The sequence below is a fragment of the Streptomyces vietnamensis genome (assembly GCF_000830005.1).
Classification (GTDB): domain Bacteria; phylum Actinomycetota; class Actinomycetes; order Streptomycetales; family Streptomycetaceae; genus Streptomyces; species Streptomyces vietnamensis.
Genome location: NZ_CP010407.1, coordinates 3,642,672 through 3,660,690, shown reverse-complemented (window position 1 = coordinate 3,660,690; position 18,019 = coordinate 3,642,672). Strand labels below are relative to the sequence as shown.

The 18,019-nt window shown below is 72.0% G+C and carries 16 protein-coding genes; 13 read left to right on the top strand and 3 right to left on the bottom strand.

Annotated elements, in window-relative coordinates:
* The first annotated feature begins 87 nt into the window (after positions 1 to 87).
* From SVTN_RS16160 to SVTN_RS16125, 8 genes are all read left to right on the top strand, one after another.
* Entirely contained in the window at positions 88 to 1,305 is a 1,218-nt protein-coding gene (locus SVTN_RS16160) for an amidohydrolase family protein (protein ID WP_041129728.1), read from the top strand.
* Between the two features lie 233 nt (positions 1,306 to 1,538).
* Positions 1,539 to 3,050, top strand: a complete 1,512-nt coding sequence (locus SVTN_RS45550) for a hypothetical protein (RefSeq protein WP_245727551.1) — start codon at positions 1,539 to 1,541, stop codon at positions 3,048 to 3,050.
* Positions 3,051 to 3,244: 194 nt separating this feature from the next.
* Entirely contained in the window at positions 3,245 to 4,162 is a 918-nt protein-coding gene (locus tag SVTN_RS16150) for an LLM class F420-dependent oxidoreductase (RefSeq protein ID WP_041129727.1), read from the top strand.
* Positions 4,163 to 4,179: 17 nt separating this feature from the next.
* Positions 4,180 to 4,941: an SDR family NAD(P)-dependent oxidoreductase gene (locus tag SVTN_RS16145; protein ID WP_041129726.1), complete on the top strand. Its 762-nt coding sequence runs from the start codon at positions 4,180 to 4,182 to the stop codon at positions 4,939 to 4,941.
* A gap of 112 nt (positions 4,942 to 5,053) precedes the next feature.
* Positions 5,054 to 6,178, top strand: a complete 1,125-nt coding sequence (locus SVTN_RS16140; protein WP_041129725.1) for an LLM class flavin-dependent oxidoreductase — start codon at positions 5,054 to 5,056, stop codon at positions 6,176 to 6,178.
* Positions 6,179 to 6,346: 168 nt separating this feature from the next.
* On the top strand, positions 6,347 to 8,065 hold the full coding sequence (locus SVTN_RS16135) for an N-acyl-D-amino-acid deacylase family protein (RefSeq protein ID WP_041129724.1): 1,719 nt from the start codon (positions 6,347 to 6,349) through the stop codon (positions 8,063 to 8,065).
* Complete coding sequence (locus SVTN_RS16130; RefSeq protein ID WP_041129723.1) at positions 8,062 to 9,522, top strand: aldehyde dehydrogenase family protein; 1,461 nt, start codon at positions 8,062 to 8,064, stop codon at positions 9,520 to 9,522. Before SVTN_RS16135 ends, SVTN_RS16130 begins: the two co-directional genes overlap by 4 nt.
* Positions 9,523 to 9,805: 283 nt before the next feature.
* Positions 9,806 to 11,377 carry an APC family permease gene (locus tag SVTN_RS16125; RefSeq protein ID WP_041129722.1) on the top strand — a complete coding sequence of 524 codons (1,572 nt, stop codon included), beginning with the start codon at positions 9,806 to 9,808 and terminating at the stop codon, positions 11,375 to 11,377.
* A gap of 77 nt (positions 11,378 to 11,454) precedes the next feature.
* Here the strand turns inward: SVTN_RS16125 and SVTN_RS16120 are convergent, their stop codons facing one another.
* Positions 11,455 to 11,673, bottom strand: coding sequence for a hypothetical protein (locus tag SVTN_RS16120; protein WP_041129721.1), 219 nt, complete (start codon positions 11,671 to 11,673; stop codon positions 11,455 to 11,457).
* Positions 11,674 to 11,773: 100 nt separating this feature from the next.
* On the opposite strand from SVTN_RS16120, the gene SVTN_RS16115 reads away from it, so the two are divergent.
* Positions 11,774 to 12,247 (top strand): GNAT family N-acetyltransferase, encoded by a 474-nt coding sequence (locus SVTN_RS16115; protein WP_041129720.1) that lies wholly within the window; start codon positions 11,774 to 11,776, stop codon positions 12,245 to 12,247.
* On the opposite strand, the gene SVTN_RS16110 is transcribed toward SVTN_RS16115, so the two are convergent.
* Positions 12,213 to 12,680 carry a carboxymuconolactone decarboxylase family protein gene (locus SVTN_RS16110; RefSeq protein WP_041129719.1) on the bottom strand — a complete coding sequence of 156 codons (468 nt, stop codon included), beginning with the start codon at positions 12,678 to 12,680 and terminating at the stop codon, positions 12,213 to 12,215. The genes SVTN_RS16115 and SVTN_RS16110 overlap by 35 nt on opposite strands.
* A gap of 118 nt (positions 12,681 to 12,798) precedes the next feature.
* Positions 12,799 to 13,545 carry a GNAT family N-acetyltransferase gene (locus SVTN_RS16105; protein ID WP_342669679.1) on the bottom strand — a complete coding sequence of 249 codons (747 nt, stop codon included), beginning with the start codon at positions 13,543 to 13,545 and terminating at the stop codon, positions 12,799 to 12,801.
* Between the two features lie 96 nt (positions 13,546 to 13,641).
* On the opposite strand from SVTN_RS16105, the gene SVTN_RS16100 reads away from it, so the two are divergent.
* From SVTN_RS16100 to SVTN_RS16085, 4 genes are read left to right on the top strand one after another with little or no spacing between them, the layout of a single operon-like run.
* Complete coding sequence (locus tag SVTN_RS16100) at positions 13,642 to 14,472, top strand: LLM class F420-dependent oxidoreductase (RefSeq protein ID WP_041129717.1); 831 nt, start codon at positions 13,642 to 13,644, stop codon at positions 14,470 to 14,472.
* 40 nt (positions 14,473 to 14,512) lie between these two features.
* The gene (locus SVTN_RS16095) at positions 14,513 to 14,974 is read left to right on the top strand and encodes a hypothetical protein (RefSeq protein ID WP_041129716.1); all 462 of its coding nucleotides are present in this window, start codon (positions 14,513 to 14,515) and stop codon (positions 14,972 to 14,974) included.
* A complete protein-coding gene (locus SVTN_RS16090; protein WP_041129715.1) occupies positions 14,971 to 15,324 on the top strand; it encodes a hypothetical protein in 354 nt (117 codons plus the stop codon). The genes SVTN_RS16095 and SVTN_RS16090 overlap by 4 nt, the downstream gene beginning before the upstream one ends.
* Before the next feature lie 58 nt (positions 15,325 to 15,382).
* Entirely contained in the window at positions 15,383 to 17,968 is a 2,586-nt protein-coding gene (locus tag SVTN_RS16085) for a bifunctional FO biosynthesis protein CofGH (RefSeq protein ID WP_041129714.1), read from the top strand.
* The last annotated feature ends 51 nt before the right edge of the window (positions 17,969 to 18,019 follow it).

Genomic DNA, 18,019 nt, shown 5'->3' with positions numbered 1-18,019 from the left:
CGTTGCACGGCCGCATCCCGGCCGCAACCCGGTCGTTCTGCCCCCTACTAGCTGACGGGTCGTCAGATCGGCGCTACCGTGAAAACCATGGAGACCTTCCCGAAGATCATCTCGGTGGACGACCACACCGTGGAGCCCCCGCACGTCTGGCGGGACCGGCTCCCGTCCCGGTACCGCGACACCGGCCCCCGGATCGTCCGTGCCCCCCTCAAGGAAATGACCTTCCTCGGCGGCAAGTTCGCCCCGGTCATGGGCGCCAAGGGGGACGACGGGCCGATCGGCGACTGGTGGGTGTACGAGGATCTGCACAGGCCCCTCACACGCCTCGACACCGCCGTCGGCTACGACAGGGACGAGATACGCCTCGAAGTCATCACGTACGAGCAGATGCGCCCGGGCTCGTACGACGTCGCCGCCCGCCTCGCCGACATGGACGTCAACCACGTCCAGTCCGCGCTCTGCTTCCCCACCTTCCCCCGCTTCTGCGGCCAGACCTTCACCGAGGCCTCCGACCGCGAGCTCGGGCTGCTCTGCGTCCGCGCCTACAACGACTGGATGGTCGAGGAGTGGTGCGGCCCCGAGGCGCACGGGCGGCTCGTCCCGCTCACCCTCATCCCGCTCTGGGACCCCGAGCTCGCCGCCGCCGAGGTCCGCCGCAACGCCGCGCGCGGAGTGCGGGCCGTCGCCTTCTCCGAGATCCCGCCGCACCTCGGGCTCCCCTCGGTCCACACCGACCACTGGGACCCCTTCTTCCGCGCCTGTGACGAGACGGGCACGGTCATCGCCATGCACATCGGCTCCTCCAGCCGCATGCCGTCCACCTCCGCCGACGCCCCGCCGGCCGTCGGCTCCACCATCACCTTCGCGAACTGCTGCTTCTCGATGGTCGACTGGCTGATGAGCGGCAAGTTCGAGCGCTTCCCGAACCTGCGGATCATGTACGCCGAGGGCCAGATCGGCTGGATCCCGTACATCCTGGAGCGCGCCGACGTCGTCTGGGAGGAGAACCGCGCCTGGGGCGGCGTCGCCGACAAGGTCACGCGCCCGCCGTCCGAGCTCTTCGCGGGCCACGTCTTCGGCTGCTTCTTCGACGATGCCTTCGGACTCCGCAACCTCGACGCGATCGGGGCGGGGAACGTCCTGTACGAGACCGACTACCCGCACTCGGACTCCACCTGGCCCAAGTCGAAGGAGGTCGGCGAGGCGCAGATGGGGCACCTGCCCGGGGACGTCGTCGAGCGGATCGTGCGCGGCAACGCGATCGAGCTGCTCGGGCTGTCGCCCGAGGGCCTCTGGCGGCCGTAGTCCCGCGACCGCGGCCGGGTCCTCTCCGGAGGGGACCCGGCCGCTTGCGTACGGGCCTCGCCGGACGCCCCGGGCCAGGCCGTTTGTCGCCCCATCGGCCCAACCAGGCCGCCCCCTGATGGCGGAGTGTCATGGACTGCGCGCAAATAGTAGTCAAGTGTGCGTTTCTTGCACATCACGAGACAGCCATGGTGGGCGTCCCTCCGGGGACGTTCACGAACGGAGCCTGTGACATGACCACCGACCTCCCGCACATACATCCGGCGGACGACGACATCGAACCGACCGCAGAGCCCCGCCCGGTCCCGTCCAGCCAGCCGGTTGTCTCCTCGTCCCCGGCGCTCGGCGTGCCTCCCTTCCCCGATCGGCAGGCGGCGTCCCCCGCCGTGTCGACGGTTCCGGTCGCGACGGTGCTCCCGGCCGCCGCGGACCTCCTGGGCGACCCGGAGTCCCCGGCCGCCACGGACCTTCCGATCGGCCCGGAGGCGCGGACCGCTCCGGAGGCCCCGGCGGCTTCGGAGCCCCCGGCTGCTCCGGAGGCCTCCGCCGACCCGGAGTCCCCGGCCGCTTCGGAGACTTCGGTCGACCCGGATTCCTGGGCCGACCCGGAGCCGCAGGCCGTGTCGAAGTCCCCGGCCGGCCCGGAGCCGCAGGCCGCGTCGAAGTCCCCGGCCGGCCCGGAGCCGCAGGCCGCGTCGAAGTCCCCGGCCGACCCGGAGCCGCAGGCCGCGTCGGAGTCCCCGGCGGATCCGGAGTCCTCGGCCGTCCCGGGCTCCCCGGCCGCCTCGGAGTCCCCCGCCGGCCCCCAGCCGCACACCGCCTCCGAGCCGTCCGCCTCCGAGCCGTCCGCCCCCGACGAGTCCGGTGACGAAGCCGTCCACACGCTGCTGACGACGGCGGCGACCGAGCGGCCCGTGGAGGAGGTCGCCGCGCTGGTGGCCCGTCTCCAGGAGACCGGCGAACTCTCCAGTCCCGCCGACGTGGCGCTCCGCGCGGCGGCCGTCACCCGCCCGCTGGAGGAGGTGCGCCAGCTGCTCGCGCTCCTGAACGCGTCCGGGTACGACCTCCACCAGGCCGAGACCACGCTGCGCGCCGCGGCGGTGGGCCGGCCGGTCGAGGACGTGGTCCAGCTCGTCGGCATCCTCGGCGCCGACAGCAGCGACTGGAAGTCCACCGCGGGCGGGGACGGCGCGGCGCAGAGGGCCGAGCCCGGCAGGGAGGAGCACGCGCGCGTGGACGGCGGCCCCGCACCGGCCGCCAGGGCCCGGAAACGGGGCGCCGCCAAGGGGCGGAAGTCCGCCCTGGACGGCGCGCTGGCCGCGGGTCCCGGCAGTCACGTCGCCTCCTCTCCCGCGCTGCGGTCGGTACTGCGCTGGCCGGCGGCGCTCGCGCTGTTCGTCTGCGGCCTCATTCACATGCCGACGGACCTCTCGGGCCTGCGCTCGGGCGGCGACGCGCAGGCGCTGTCCGTGGTCGTCACCGTGCTCTGCCTGGCGTGCGCGGTGTGGCTCGCGGCCCGGGACACCCTGATCGCCTGGGCGGCTGCCGCAGGTGTCGCCGTCTTCGTCATCGCGCTCCACGGAGTCGCGGGCGCCCGCGGCGGTGACCTGCTGAGCGGCAGCCTCGGCACCACCTTCGCCTGGGCGAAGGCGCTGGCGCTCCTGAGCGCCGTGGCCATCGTCTGCCTGGCAGGCACGGCCGTGGTGCGCCATGCGAGGGCGGCCGGCGCGGCGGACAGCACCTGATCCACCGGAGCACGAAGGACGAAGGTCGCCCCACCCCCCCGCTCGGGCAGCTCCACGCTGCCCGAGCGGGGGCGTGTCGGCCCCTACGCATCGCCCCCTACGCATCGCCCCCTACCCCTTGCCTGATGGATCGTCAGGTACGAGCATGGGCCTGCTCGTAGAAGTGACGATCCGTCAGATGCGGGGGTTTTCCCATGGTGGTCTACGGCATGCAGCTGCCGGTCCAGTCGCAGAGCACCCTCTACGCCGAACCCTGGGAGGCGGCCGCCGGCCCGGCGGATCTGCTCGCCGTCGCCCGCGCCGCCGACGACCACGGCTTCGACTACCTCGCGAGCTGCGACCACGTCGCCATCCCGCGCCGGCTCGCCGGGCCGATGAGCACCGTCTGGTACGACCCGGTGGCCACGCTCTCCTTCCTCGCCGCCGCCACCGAGCGGGTCCGGCTCCTCTCGCACGTCGCCGTCGTCGGCCTGCGCCATCCGCTCGTCACGGCCAAGGCGTACGCGACGCTCGACCACCTCTCCGGCGGCCGCCTGGTCCTCGGGGTCGGCGCCGGGCACGTCCAGGAGGAGTTCGAGGCGCTCGGCGTGGACTTCGCCCGCCGGGGCGCCGTGCTCGACGAGACGGTCGACGCGCTGCGGGCGGCCCTCGGGCCCGAGGAGTACCCGGAGCACCTGGGGGAGCGGTTCGCCTTCAAGGACCTCGGGCAGCTGCCCCGGCCCGCGCAGGAGCGGGTCCCGCTCTGGGTGGGCGGCTCCTCGCCGGCCGCCGTGCGCCGGGCCGCCCTCAAGGGCGACGGCTGGCTGCCGCAGGGCGACCCGCGCGACAGGCTCGGCGCCCAGATCGAGAAGCTGCTGCGGCTCCGCACCGAGGCCGGGATCGCCGAGCCGATCACCGTCGGCGCGATCACCGAGGCGCTGTACGTCGGCGCCCCCGGCTGGGAGGTCGGCCGCCGCACCCTGAGCGGCCGGCCGGAGGAGCTCGCCGCCTCCCTGCGCGCGTACGGGGAGATGGGCGTGCACCAGATCCAGGTCCGGTTCCGCTCCCGGAGCCGTACCGAACTCATCGACCAGATGGCGGCCTTCGGCACGGAGGTCGCCCCCCATCTCTGAAAACAGGGAGTACGGACATGGGCAAGCTCGACGGGCGGGTCGTCCTCGTCACCGGTGCGGCGCGCGGGCAGGGCGAGCAGGAGGCCCGGCTGTTCGCCGCCGAGGGCGCGAGGGTCGTCCTCGCGGACGTCCTCGACGGCCCCGGGGAGGCGCTCGCGAAGGAGCTGGGCGAGGACCGGGCCGCGTACGTCCATCTGGACGTGACCAGCGAGGACGGCTGGACGGCGGCCGTGGCGGCGGCCAAGGAGCGGTTCGGGAAGATCGACGGCCTCGTCAACAACGCGGGGATCCTGCGCTTCAACGAGCTGGTCTCGACCCCGCTCGACGAGTTCCGGGCGATCGTCTCCGTCAACCAGACCGGCTGCTTCCTCGGCATCCGCACGGTCGCGCCCGAGATCGCGGCGGCCGGCGGCGGGACGATCGTCAACACCGCCTCGTACACGGGGGTCACCGGCATGGCCGGGGTCGGCGCCTACGCGGCGAGCAAGCACGCCGTCCTCGGTCTCACCCGGGTCGCCGCCCTGGAGCTGGCGGGGAAGGGGATCCGGGTGAACGCGGTCTGCCCCGGGGCGATCGACACCCCCATGAGCAACCCGGAGGGCGTCGACCCGGCGGCCACCGCCGAGCTGTACCGCAAGCTCGTGCCGCTCGGCCGGATCGGCCGGCCGGAGGAGGTGGCGGCCCTCGCGCTCTTCCTGACCGGGGAGGACTCGGCGTACATCACGGGCCAGCCGTTCGTGATCGACGGCGGCTGGCTGGCGGGCGTGAGCCTCTTCTGAGGTCGTCTGACGCTTCATCAGGTATTGACGCACCTGCGGTGCGGTGCGAGAGTCGAGCACATCAGTAAATCTGACGGATCGTCAGAAACGAAATCAGGGGCGGTGAACTTCCTTGGAATTCGGGATCTTCGTACAGGGATACGTCGGCAAGCGCGCCGAGACCGATCCCGAAGCCGAGCACAAGGCCCTCATGGAGGAGACCGAGTACGTCATCCAGGCCGACAAGTCCGGCTTCAAGTACGCCTGGGCCTCCGAGCACCACTTCCTGGAGGAGTACTCGCACCTCTCCGCCAACGACGTCTACCTGGGCTACCTCGCGCACGCGACGGACCGCATCCACCTGGGTTCGGGCATCTTCAACCCCCTGGCCCCGGTCAACCACCCGGTCAAGGTCGCCGAGAAGGTCGCCATGCTCGACCACCTCTCCGGCGGCCGCTTCGAGTTCGGCTCCGGGCGCGGGGCGGGCTCCCACGAGATCCTCGGGTTCATGCCGGGCATCACCGACATGAACCACACGAAGGAGATCTGGGAGGAGACCATCGCCGAGTTCCCCAAGATGTGGCTCCAGGAGGAGTACGTCGGCTTCCAGGGCAAGCACTGGTCGCTGCCGCCCCGCAAGGTCCTCCCCAAGCCGTACGGGAAGTCCCACCCGGCCATGTGGTACGCGGCCGGCTCCCCGTCCTCGTACGCCATGGCCGGGAAGATGGGCCTCGGCGTCCTCGGCTTCAGCGTCCAGAAGGTCTCCGACATGGAGTGGGTCGTCGAGTCCTACAAGAACGCGATCAAGGAGGCCAAGGCGGTCGGCGCCTTCGTCAACGACAACGTCATGGTGACGTCGACGGCGATCTGCGCGGAGACGCACGAGAAGGCCGTCGAGATCGCGGTCGGCGGGGGCCTGAACTACCTCCAGTCCCTCCTCTTCCGCTACCACGACACCTTCCCGCGGCCCGAGGGCATCCCCGAGTGGCCCGAACTCCTCCCCGAGTACTCGGCCGAGATCATCGAACTCCTCATCCAGGAGGAGCTGATGATCTGCGGCGACCCGAGCGAGGTCCTGGCGCAGTGCAAGCGGTGGGAGCAGGCCGGGGCCGACCAGCTGTCCTTCGGCCTCCCGATCGGGATCTCCTACGAGGACACGATGAACTCGATCAAGCTGATCGGGGAGCACGTGATCCCGAAGATCGACACGGACCCGGTCCACCGGACGACACGCATGCGGCAGTCGTCGGGGTCCTGACGCCCGGCCCACGCGGGCCCGCAACGGGCGGGGCCCCGCTCACGGCGGTGCGACCCACAGCGCGGAGCGGTGTCTTCCCGGACCGCCGCCCCGTACCGGCCCCGGCCGGGGCCCCGCGGCGGCCCCGGTCCGGGGCACACCCACGTCCACGGACAGAAAGGGACCGTCATGCTCGACCACCTGATCAAGGGCGCCACCGTCGTGGACGGCACCGGCGCCCCCGCCCGCATCGCCGACGTCGGCATACGCGACGGCCGGATCGTCTTCCCCGAGCCCGGGGAGACGGCGACCACCACCGAGGACGCCACCGGCCTCGTCCTCGCGCCCGGCTTCGTCGACCCGCACACCCACTACGACGCCCAGCTCTTCTGGGACCCGTACGCCACCCCCTCCATGAACCACGGCGTCACCACCGTCGCCGGCGGCAACTGCGGCTTCACCCTGGCTCCGCTCCGGCAGGAGGACGCCGACTACACGCGCCGCATGATGTCGAAGGTCGAGGGCATGGCCCTCAAGGCCCTGGAGGAGGGCGTCGACTGGAGCTGGTCGTCCTTCGCCGAGTACCTGGACGCCCTCGACGGCCGGATCGCCGTCAACGCCGGCTTCATGGTCGGCCACTGCGCCCTGCGCCGGTACGTGATGGGCGCGGACGCGGTCGGCGGCCAGCCCACGGAAGAACAGCTGGCGCAGATGGTGGCCCTCCTCAAGGAGGCCATGGACGCCGGCGCCTGGGGCCTCTCCACCACCCAGTCCTCCACCCACTCCGACGGCGACGGCGCTCCGGTCGCCTCCCGGCACGCGACACCCGCCGAGCTCATCGCGCTCTCGAAGGCCGTCGGCGAGCACGAGGGGACGCAGATCGAGGCGATCCTCGCCGGGTGCCTCGACCAGTTCTCCGACGACGAGATCGAGCTGTTCGTCGAGATGACGGTCGCCGCCGGGCGGCCCCTCAACTGGAACGTCCTCACCATCGACGCCGCCGTCCCCGAACGCGTCCCGCGCCAGCTCACCGCCTCCGAGCGGGCCCGCAAGTCCGGCGGCCGGATCGTCGCCCTCACCATGCCGATCCTCACCCCCATGAACATGTCCCTCGGGACCTTCTGCGCCCTCAACCTCATCCCCGGCTGGGGCGAGATCCTCGGCCTGCCCGTGCCCGAGCGGATCGCGAAGCTCCGCGACCCGGACGTACGGGCCGAGATGCTGCGGCGCGCGGACTCCAAGGAGGCCGGGGTCTTCCGGCGGCTCGCGCACTTCGGCCGGTACGTCATAGGGGACACGTACAGCCGCGAGAACGAGGGCCTCACCGGCCGGGTCGTGAAGGACATCGCGGCCGAGCGCGGCCAGGACCCCTTCCAGGCCCTCGTCGAGATCTGCGCCAACGACGACCTGCGGACCGTCCTGTGGCCGATGCCCAGCGACAACGACCCGGCCTCCTGGGCGCTGCGCCGGGAGACCTGGGACCACGAGGACGTCCTGCTCGGCGGCTCGGACGCGGGCGCGCACCTGGACCGGATGTGCGGCGCCCCGTACACCACCCGCTTCCTCGGCGACTGCCTGCGCGGCCGGAAGCTGGTCCCCCTGGAGCGCGCGGTGCAGATGCTGAGCGACGACCCGGCCCGGCTCTTCGGGCTCCGCGAGCGCGGCCGGATCGCGGAGGGCTTCCACGCCGACCTGGTCCTCTTCGACCCGGAGCGGATCGACGCCGGACCGGCGACCCTCGTGCACGACCTGCCGGGGGACAGCCCGCGCCTCGACTCGCGCGCGGTGGGGATCGTGTCGGTACGGGTCAACGGCGTGGAGACGGTACGGGACGACGAGGTGACCGGCGCGATCCCGGGCAGGGTGCTGCGCTCGGGCCACGACACGAGGACGGTGAGCACGCGATGACCACCCGGATCGAGCGCCTCTATATAGGGGGAGAGTGGGTCGAGCCCGACGGCGGTCACTACGAGGTGATCGACCCGGCCTCGGAGGAGGTCGTCGGCCTCGCGCCGGAGGCGAGCAAGGCCCAGGTGTACGAGGCGGCCGCCGCCGCCCGCGAGGCCTTCGCGACCTGGTCCCGTACGAGACCGGAGGAGCGGGCAGCGATCCTCGACCGGGCGGCGGACCTGATGGCCCGCGACGCCGAGGAGAACGTCCTGCTCGCCCGGGCCGAGACCGGCGCCACCACCGGCACCGCGCGCGGCATGCAGGTCGCCGTCGGCTCCTCCCGTTTCCGGCGGTACGCGCGCGGGGCCATGGAACCGGTCGAGCAGGCGCTGCCCCCGCAGATCAACGAGGCCGGGCCGATGGGGAAGGCCGGGGTGTTCGGCGCGGTGGCGGTACGGCGCCCGGTCGGCGTCGTCACCTGCATCACCTCGTACAACAACCCCTGGGCCAACCCGGCCGGCAAGATCGCCCCGGCGCTCGCCATGGGCAACACGGTGGTGGTGAAGCCGGCCCCGCAGGACCCGCTCTCCGTGTACGCGATGACCCGGGCCCTGGCGGAGGCCGGGGTCCCGGCGGGCGTCGTGAACGTCGTCACCGGCTCCGCGCAGGCGGTCGGCGAGGCGGCCGTCGACTCCCCGGACGTCGACATGGTCTCCTTCACCGGCTCCACGGCCGTCGGCCAGGCGATCGGCGAGGTCTGCGGCCGCTCGCTCAAGCGGCAGCTGATGGAGCTGGGCGGGAAGGGGGCCGCGCTCGTCTTCGACGACGCCGACCTGGACTCGGCGGTGATGGGGATCGGGACGACCTTCGCCTTCTACAGCGGGCAGATCTGCACCGCCCCGACCCGGGTGCTCGCCCAGCGTGGGATCTACGAGCAGCTCGTCGAGAAGCTGACCGGCTACCTCGCCTTCATGAAGGTGGGGGACCCGGCGGAGAAGGGGACGGTCGTCGGCCCGGTGATCTCGGCGGCGCACCGCGACCGGGTGGAGTCGTACGTCGAGCTCGGAAGGAAGGAAGGGGCGCGGGTCGTCGCGGGCGGCGAGCGTCCGGACTTCGCCAAGGGCTTCTACGTGGCCCCGACGCTGCTCGCGGACTGCACCAACGAGATGCGGGTGGTGCGGGAGGAGATCTTCGGCCCGGTCGTGGTGGTCGTGCCCTTCGACGACGAGGAGGAGGGGATCGCGCTCGCGAACGACAGCGACTACGGACTGATCGACTACGTGTGGTCCGGCGACGTGGCCCGCGCCTTCCGCGTCGCGGCCCGGCTGCGGGCCGGTGGGGTGGGCGTGAACACGATCGGCCGGAACATGGAGGCGCCGTTCGGCGGCTTCAAGAAGAGCGGTGTCGGACGGGACGTGGGCTCGTACGCGCTGCACGCGTACAGCGAGCTGCAGGCGGTCGTCTGGCCGGGATGACGGCCACCCGACGGCCGAGGGACGGCCGCCCGATGTCCGGGGTGAGAACCGTCTCCAAATTTCCATGGGAAATTTTTGAAACGGACATTTGGGGCATGGCTGCGGTTCCCGCATATCGGACACTCGCCACCGGACCTGTCGGATGCTCGACCCGTCCGGTTGGTCGATCTTTCAATCATCGGCGAGTGTCCGATTCGACCCCCGCAATGCAAGGTCATGATCGATCAAGTGAGCGGAGTCCGATCCTCCGGATGTGGAAACCGCAGCATTTAACGTCAAGTTCATGACTCAGGTGGACGTACGGCAGCAGGCCGGAGACACGGCAAGGGGCACCGACGCCCCGGGAGACGCCTCCGGCGTGCGCACCAAGGGCCTCGGCGGCAACTCCGTGGGCCTCATGGGCAGCGCCGTCATCGGCATCTCGACCGTCGCCCCCGTCTACTGCCTGACCTCCACGCTCGGCTCCACCGCCGGCGAGGTCGGACTGCAGATGCCCGCCGTCTTCCTCGCGGGCTTCCTGCCGATGCTGCTCGTCGCGTTCGCGTACCGCGAGCTCAACAAGCGCATGCCCGACTGCGGCACCTCCTTCACCTGGACCGTGAAGGCCTTCGGCCCCAAGGTCGGCTGGATGTGCGGCTGGGGCCTGGTCATCGCGACGATCATCGTGCTGTCCAACCTGGCCGGCGTCGCGACCTCGTACTTCTGGCTGCTCGCCGGCGAGATCAGCGGCAACCCCTCGATCGCCGCCCTGGACGACAACAAGGCCGTCCACATCCTCACCTGCCTCACCCTGATCGCCGCCGCGACCGCGATCAGCTACCGCGGCATGACCGCCACCAAGGGCGTGCAGTACACCCTCGTCGGCCTCCAGCTGGCCGTCCTCGCGGTCTTCGTCGTCATGGCCTTCTCCAAGGCCGGCTCGGTCGACTTCCCGACCGGGGCGAGCTTCTCCTGGTCCTGGCTGAACCCCTTCTCCGTCGGCTCCTTCGCGGCCTTCACCGCCGGCCTCTCGCTGTCGATCTTCATGTACTGGGGCTGGGACACCTGCCTCACGGCCAACGAGGAGACCGTCGACAGCGACAAGACCCCGGGCCGCGCCGCGCTCATCTCGATGGTCGTCCTGGTCGGCTCCTACCTGGCCACCGGCGTCGCCGCCCAGATGGTCGTCGGCTCCGGCGACAAGGGCCTCGGCCTCGCCAACCCGGAGACCTCCGACAACGTCTTCGCCGCCCTCGCGGGCCCGGTCATGGGCCCCGTCCTCGGCATCGCGCTCTTCGTCGCCGTCCTCGCCTCCGCCGCCGCGAGCCTGCAGACCACCTTCATCCCGGTCGCCCGCACGGTCCTCGCCATGTCCAGCTACGAGGCGCTGCCGCCGTCCTTCGCCCGGGTCCACCCCGTCTTCAAGGTCCCCGGCAAGGCCACGATCGTCGCCGGCGTCGCGACCGGCGTCTTCTACACCGTGATGACCCTGGTCAGCGAGAACGTCCTGGTCGACACCATCTACGCGCTCGGCCTGATGATCTGCTTCTACTACGCGCTGACGGCCTTCGCCTGCGTCTGGTTCTTCCGCGCGGAGCTCTTCGACTCGGCCCGCGACCTCGCCTTCAAGGGCGTCATCCCGTTCCTCGGCGGCCTGATGCTCACCGCCGTCTTCGGCAAGACGCTCTACGACATGTGGGACCCGGCGTACGGCTCCGGCTCCTCGGTCCTCGGCGTCGGCTCGGTCTTCGTGATCGGCGTCGGACTGCTGCTCCTCGGCGTGGTCATCATGCTGGTCATGCAGCGCCGCAGCCCGGCCTTCTTCCGCGGCGAGATCCTCACGAAGGAGACCCCGTCGCTGGTGGTCGCCGACTGACGCCCTCCTGAGGCGTCCCGGAAACGCGAAGGTGGCGGCCCGTGGGGGGTCCGCCACCTTCGCTGCGTTCGTACGGCTCAGTGATGCCCGGGGAGCAGGCGCTCCACCGCCGCGTTGGCGGGCGGCAGGTCGGGGGTGTGGGCCGGCTTCGCCTTGGGGGTCAGGACGCCGCTGAGGGGGACGACCGAGGGAAGGTTCAGGCCGCCGGTGTCGGCGGCCGCGGTCCCGGCGGCGGCGCCGGCGGCACCCGCGGCGGCGAAGACGGTCAGGGCGGCTGCGGTGAGGATCCTCTTCATGCCCGTCGTAACGCGGACGGCGCGGATCCGGTTACGACCGTCCGGCGACGACCGTGCCCGACCGGACGGGAGGTCGCAGGGGGCTCCTTAGGATGCGTACATGTATCGGGAAACGAACTGGGCGCTGCGGCCGGGCCGGGCGGAGGACGTCGAGGCGATGGCCGAGCTGCGGGCCGAGGTGATGCGCGAGGACCTGGTGCGCCTCGGCCGCTACGACGAGCACCGGGTGCGCCAGCGGCTGCGCGACGGCTTCTCGCCGGCGCACACCTCGGTGATCGAAGTGGACGGCGCACTCGCCGGATGCGTGACGGTGCGCCCGTACGAGGACGGCGAGGGCCTCTACCTCGAACACTTCTACCTGGACCCCGCCACCCAGGGCCGGGGCCTCGGGACGGCGGTGCTGCGCGACCTCCTCGCCCGGGCGGACGAGGCGTCGCTCCAGGTCCGCCTGGTGGTGCTCCAGGGCAGCGCGGCCCGCCGCCTCTACGAGCGGGAGGGGTTCGCGTGGGAGTCCGAGGACCCGGTGGACGTGCTGATGGTCAGAAACCCACGCCCGCCGGCTGGCGGACGGTGACGTTGAGCCGGTTGAACAGGTTCGTGACGCCGACCATCAGGACGATCGCGGCGAGCTGCTTCTCGTCGAAGTGATCGGCGGCCGCGTCCCACACCGCGTCCGGCACCGCGTCCGGGGCGTCGGCGAGCCGGGTCGCCGCCTCGGCGAGGGCGAGGGCCGCCCGCTCCTCGTCGGAGAAGTACGGCGCCTCGCGCCACGCCGCCACGGCGAACAGCTTCTCGTCGCTGACGCCGTTCTTCCTGGCGCTCTTGGCTCCGTAGTCGACGCAGAAGCCGCAGTTGTTGATCTGGCTGGCCCGCAGGTGCACCAGCTCCAGGATCGACTCGTCGACCCCGCCCTGCCGGGTGGCCTTGATCAGGTTCTGGATCGCCGGACCGGCGTCGGCCAGGAGGTGGGCGGGGTTGGTCATGCGGGCCTCGGGCTGGTGCGCCATGGTGATCGCTCCTCGGTGTCGGTGTCTCGTGCGCTGCTTTCACTGCACTGACGGACCGCGCGCCGAGGATGTGACACGACGGGAGAACTTTCTTCGAAGAAAGTTCTCCGGGCTGCTTCTACCCCTCGGCCTCCGCGATGAGGGCGGTCGCGACGGTACGGAAGCCGAGCCGGCCGTAGAGGCGGGCCACGTCCGCGTCCGAGGCCGTCAGGAACACGAGCTCCGTCCCGTGGGCGCGGGCGTCCGCGACCAGGGCGGCCGTGACCGCGAGCCCGAGGCCCCGGCGTCGGGCCGCCGGGACGGTGCCGACGCCGACGACCTCGGAGACGGCCCCGACGGGCTGGTGCTGGCCGGCGGAGAGGGCGTGACCGTCGGCGTCCAGGGCGGCCGCGAGCCGGGTCAGGCCGGCCGAGAGGCGCTCGGCGACCGTGGCGGTGCTGCCGGGCTGGGGTTCCGCGCCGAAGGCGGCGTACGGGGCGGCGACGGCGGTCTCCAGGGCGGAGTCGTCCGCGCCCACGAGCCGTACGGTGACGCCCTCGGGCTCCGGTACGGCGAGCGGCTCGCCCTCCAGGACCATCAGCGGGTGCTCGTGGACGGTGAGCCCGGTCGCCTCCACGGCGGCCCGCAGCCCGGGCGTCGTCTCGGCGACCCACTCGAAGGCCTCGGGCACGCCGAGCTCCCGCTGCCGGGCCCGTACCTTCTCCACGGCCTCCATGGGGACCTCGCCCTCGTGCCCGAGCGTCGGGCGGGCGTAGTAGGGCCAGCCCTGCCCCTCCCGCACGAAGAGGGTCAGCGGCCCGTACGCCTCGGCGCGGGCGGCGGAACGGGGGACGGCGTCGTAGTACGTCTCGATTCGGTTCAGCACCGGGTCATCCAAACAGGCGGGCCGCGGAAGCACCTGCGGATTTCCGATGGTGCCGCAGGCCTCGGAAATCCGAGCCCCACCCCCTACCGTGCGGTTATGCGGATCTCGACCACGATCTTCCTGACCGACGAGACCATCAGCCCGGTGCGGCTCGCGCGCGAGCTGGAGCAGCGCGGCTTCGCGGGGCTCTACCTCCCCGAGCACACCCACATCCCCGTCTCCCGCGAGACGCCCTACCCGGCGGGCGGGGAGCTGCCCCGGGAGTACGCGCGGACGCTCGACCCGTTCGTGGCCCTGGGGCAGGCGGCGGCGGTCACCGAGCGCCTCGGCCTGGGCACCGGCATCACGCTGATCACCCAGCACGATCCGATCGTGCTGGCCAAGCAGGTCGCCACGCTCGACCACCTCTCCGGGGGCCGGTTCACGCTGGGGGTGGGCTTCGGCTGGAACCGGGAGGAGGCCGCCGACCACGGCGTCGACTGGTCCACCCGCCGGGAGCTGGGCCGTGACCGGCTGGACCTGATGCGGGCGCTGTGGGCGCCGGAGCCGACGGCGTACGAAGGGGAGTACGGCGACTCCGTACGCGCCTCGGAGGTCTGGCCCAAGCCGGCGGGCGGCGCCCCGCGCGTCCTGCTGGGCGGGGCGGCGGGCCCGAAGCTCTTCGCGCAGATCGCGGCGCAGACCGACGGCTGGATGCCGATCGGCGGCCGCGGCCTGACGGAGTCCCTCCCGGTCCTGCGGGAGGCGTGGGAGAAGGCCGGCCGTGACCCCGCGACCCTCCAGCTCGTCCCGTACGCGGTCCTCCCGAGCCCGGGCAAGCTCGCGCACTACGCGGAGCTGGGTTGCGAGGAGGTCGTCCTCCAGCTGCCGTCGGGGGGTGAGGGGGAGGTGCTGGGGGTGTTGGACGCGTATGCGCGCTACCTCTGAGTGATTGACTTCGGAATACGTTCCGAAGTATGGTCGGTGCATGCTGACCCAGAGTGTCTCCTTCTCCGAGCTCTCCAAGAACTCGAAGCGGGTCGCCGAACGGCTCGACAGCGCCTACCGCCTGCTCGTCACTCGCCGCGACGGGCAGGACCTCTACCTCACGACCGCAGGCTACGACCAGGAGCGCGAGGAGACGGCCGACGTCACGGCCCGCCTCCTCGCCGCGCTTCTCTCCGCCGACGACGGCGCCCGTGTCATAGGGCGAGCCCTCCCTGCGGTCTTCCCCTGGGTGCGTCACCTTTCCACCGAGGAGACGCGGGAGTTCGTCCAGGACCTGGTGGACGCGACGCACGACGCGGCACAGCTGGACGTTCACGCCACCCTCCACCGCACGATCGTGGAGTGGCGGGCGACGGCCCGCGTCCTCGCCGACCCTGGCCTCACCGCCCAGCTCACCCGTCCGCTCCCCGACGAGGACCATGGAGAGGTGACGGCTCCGTGACGCCGAAGCGCGGCGACGACGTCGCCCCGCCACCGGTCGGCGAGGAGTGGCGCCTGCGCTTCGCGACGAACGAGGCGGCCAAAGGGTGGGGGGAGCTCGCTGCCGAGGCTCCGGGCAACACCCGGCGCTGCTTCGAAGCCCTGCGCCGGGATCCGCTCCGACAGGACGACCCGGACAGGCAGCACCGGCTGCGTGGCCGCCTCGCGGACGGGACGCTCGGTGGGCGCAGCTATCCGCAGTGGGAGTACGAGGTGACGGCCGGTGGCCGGGTCCGGTACCTCGTCGACGAGTCGCGCCGCACCGTGCATTTCGTGTACGCCGCTCCTCGGCACCCCAAGGACACGGACTGACCCTCCTTCCTGCGGGGACCCGAACCCCCGGCCAGGGGTGCGCTCGTATGCTCGGTTCATGACGGATCACCAGGCAGGACGACCCACCGAGAACGCCATGCGCCGCGCCCTCAAGCGGGCCAGGGACGGCGTCGCGCTCGATGTCGCCGAGGCCGCCGTGCTGTTGCGGGCGCGGGGGAGCGATCTGGACGACCTCGTCGCCTCCGCGGGGCGCGTGCGGGACGCCGGTCTCGAGGCGGCCGGGCGGCCCGGGGTCGTCACGTACTCGAAGAGCGTGTTCATACCGCTCACCCGGCTCTGCCGGGACAAGTGCCACTACTGCACCTTCGTCACCGTCCCCGGCAAGCTGCGCCGGGACGGGCACGGGATGTTCATGTCGCCGGACGAGGTCCTCGACATCGCCCGGCGCGGCGCCGAACTGGGCTGCAAGGAAGCCCTGATCACCCTCGGCGACAAGCCCGAGGACCGCTGGCCCGAGGCCCGCGAGTGGCTCGACGCGCACGGCTACGACGACACGATCGCGTACGTACGGGCCATGGCGATCCGCATCCTGGAGGAGACCGGGCTCCTCCCGCACCTCAACCCCGGCGTGCTGTCCTGGACGGACTTCCAGCGCCTCAAGCCCGTCGCGCCCTCCATGGGCATGATGCTGGAGACGACCGCGACCCGGCTCTGGTCCGAGCCCGGCGGCCCCCACTACGGATCCCCCGACAAGGAACCCGCCGTGCGGCTCAGGGTGCTGGAGGACGCCGGACGGTCCTCGGTCCCCTTCACCTCCGGGCTGCTGCTCGGCATCGGGGAGACCCTGGAGGAGCGCGCCGAGTCCCTCTTCGCGCTGCGGCGCGTGGCGCGCGCGTACCACTCGATCCAGGAGCTGATCATCCAGAACTTCCGCGCCAAGCCGGACACGGCGATGCGCGGGATGCCGGACGCCGAGCTCGACGACCTCGTCGCCACCGTCGCCGTCGCCCGGCTCATCATGGGCCCCTCCGCCTGCCTCCAGGCCCCGCCGAACCTCGTCGACTCGGAGTACGAGCGGCTGATCGCCGCCGGCATCGACGACTGGGGCGGGGTCTCCCCGCTCACCATCGACCACGTCAACCCGGAGCGGCCCTGGCCGCAGATCGAGGAGCTCGCCGAGAGGTCCCGCGCCGCCGGGTTCGAGCTGCGCGAACGGCTCTGCGTGTACCCGGAGTTCGTCCAGCGCGGCGAACCCTGGCTCGACCCCCGGCTCCTCCCGCACGTCCGCGCCCTCGCCGACCCCGAGACCGGCCTCGCGAACCCCGACGCGCCCGTGCGCGGCCTGCCCTGGCAGGAGCCCGACGAGGCCTTCACCGCGACCGGCCGCACGGATCTGCACGCGACCATCGACACCGAGGGCCGCACGGGGGACCGGCGGGACGACTTCGACGAGGTGTACGGGGACTGGGAGGCGCTCCGCGAGGCCGCCGCGCCCGGCATGGTGCCGGAGCGGGTCGACGCCGACGTCCGCGAGGCGCTGTCCGTCGCCGCCGACGACCCGACGAAGCTCACCGACGCCCAGGCGCTCGCCCTGCTGCACGCGGACGGCCCGGCGCTCGACGCCCTGACCCGTATAGCGGACGACGTGCGGAAGTCCGTCGTCGGCGACGACGTCACGTACATCGTCACGCGGAACATCAACTTCACCAACGTCTGCTACACCGGCTGCCGTTTCTGCGCCTTCGCCCAGCGCCGCACCGACGCCGACGCGTACACCCTCTCCCTCGACCAGGTCGCGGACCGCGCCCAGCAGGCCTGGGAGGTCGGCGCCGTCGAGGTCTGCATGCAGGGCGGCATCCACCCCGACCTGCCCGGCACCGCCTACTTCGACATCGCGCGCGCGGTGAAGAAGCGGGTCCCCGGGATGCACGTCCACGCCTTCTCCCCGATGGAGGTCGTCAACGGCGCGAGCCGCACGGGCCTCTCGATACGGGAGTGGCTGACGGCGGCGAAGGAGGCGGGCCTCGACTCGGTCCCCGGCACGGCGGCGGAGATCCTCGACGACGAGGTCCGCTGGGTCCTGACGAAGGGCAAGCTGCCGACGGCGACGTGGATCGAGGTCATCAAGACGGCCCACGAGCTGGGCATACGCTCCTCCTCCACGATGATGTACGGGCACGTGGACCAGCCCCGGCACTGGCTCGGCCACTTCCGCACCCTCTCCCGCATCCAGCAGGAGACCGGCGGCTTCACCGAGTTCGTGACCCTCCCCTTCATCCACACCAACGCGCCCGTCTACCTCGCGGGCATCGCCCGCCCCGGCCCGAGCGCCCGCGACAACCGCGCCGTCATCGCCATGGCCCGGCTCCTCCTCCACCCGCACATCCCCAACATCCAGACCAGCTGGGTGAAGCTGGGCACGGAGGGCGCGGCGGAGATGCTCCGCTCGGGCGCCAACGACCTGGGCGGCACGCTGATGGAGGAGACCATCTCCCGCATGGCGGGCTCCAGCTACGGCTCGTACCGCTCGATCCGCGACCTGGAGGCGATCGCGGCGACGGCGGGCCGCCCGGCGAAGCCCCGGACGACCCTGTACGGCGAGGTCCCGGAGGAGCGGCAGCAGACGGCCCGCGCGTCGGACGGTCACCTCCCGGAACTGCTCCCGGTCCTTCCGCAGGAGTAGCCGCTGCGTGGTGCCCCTCCCCCGTACCCGGGAACGTGGTCAAAAGTGGAC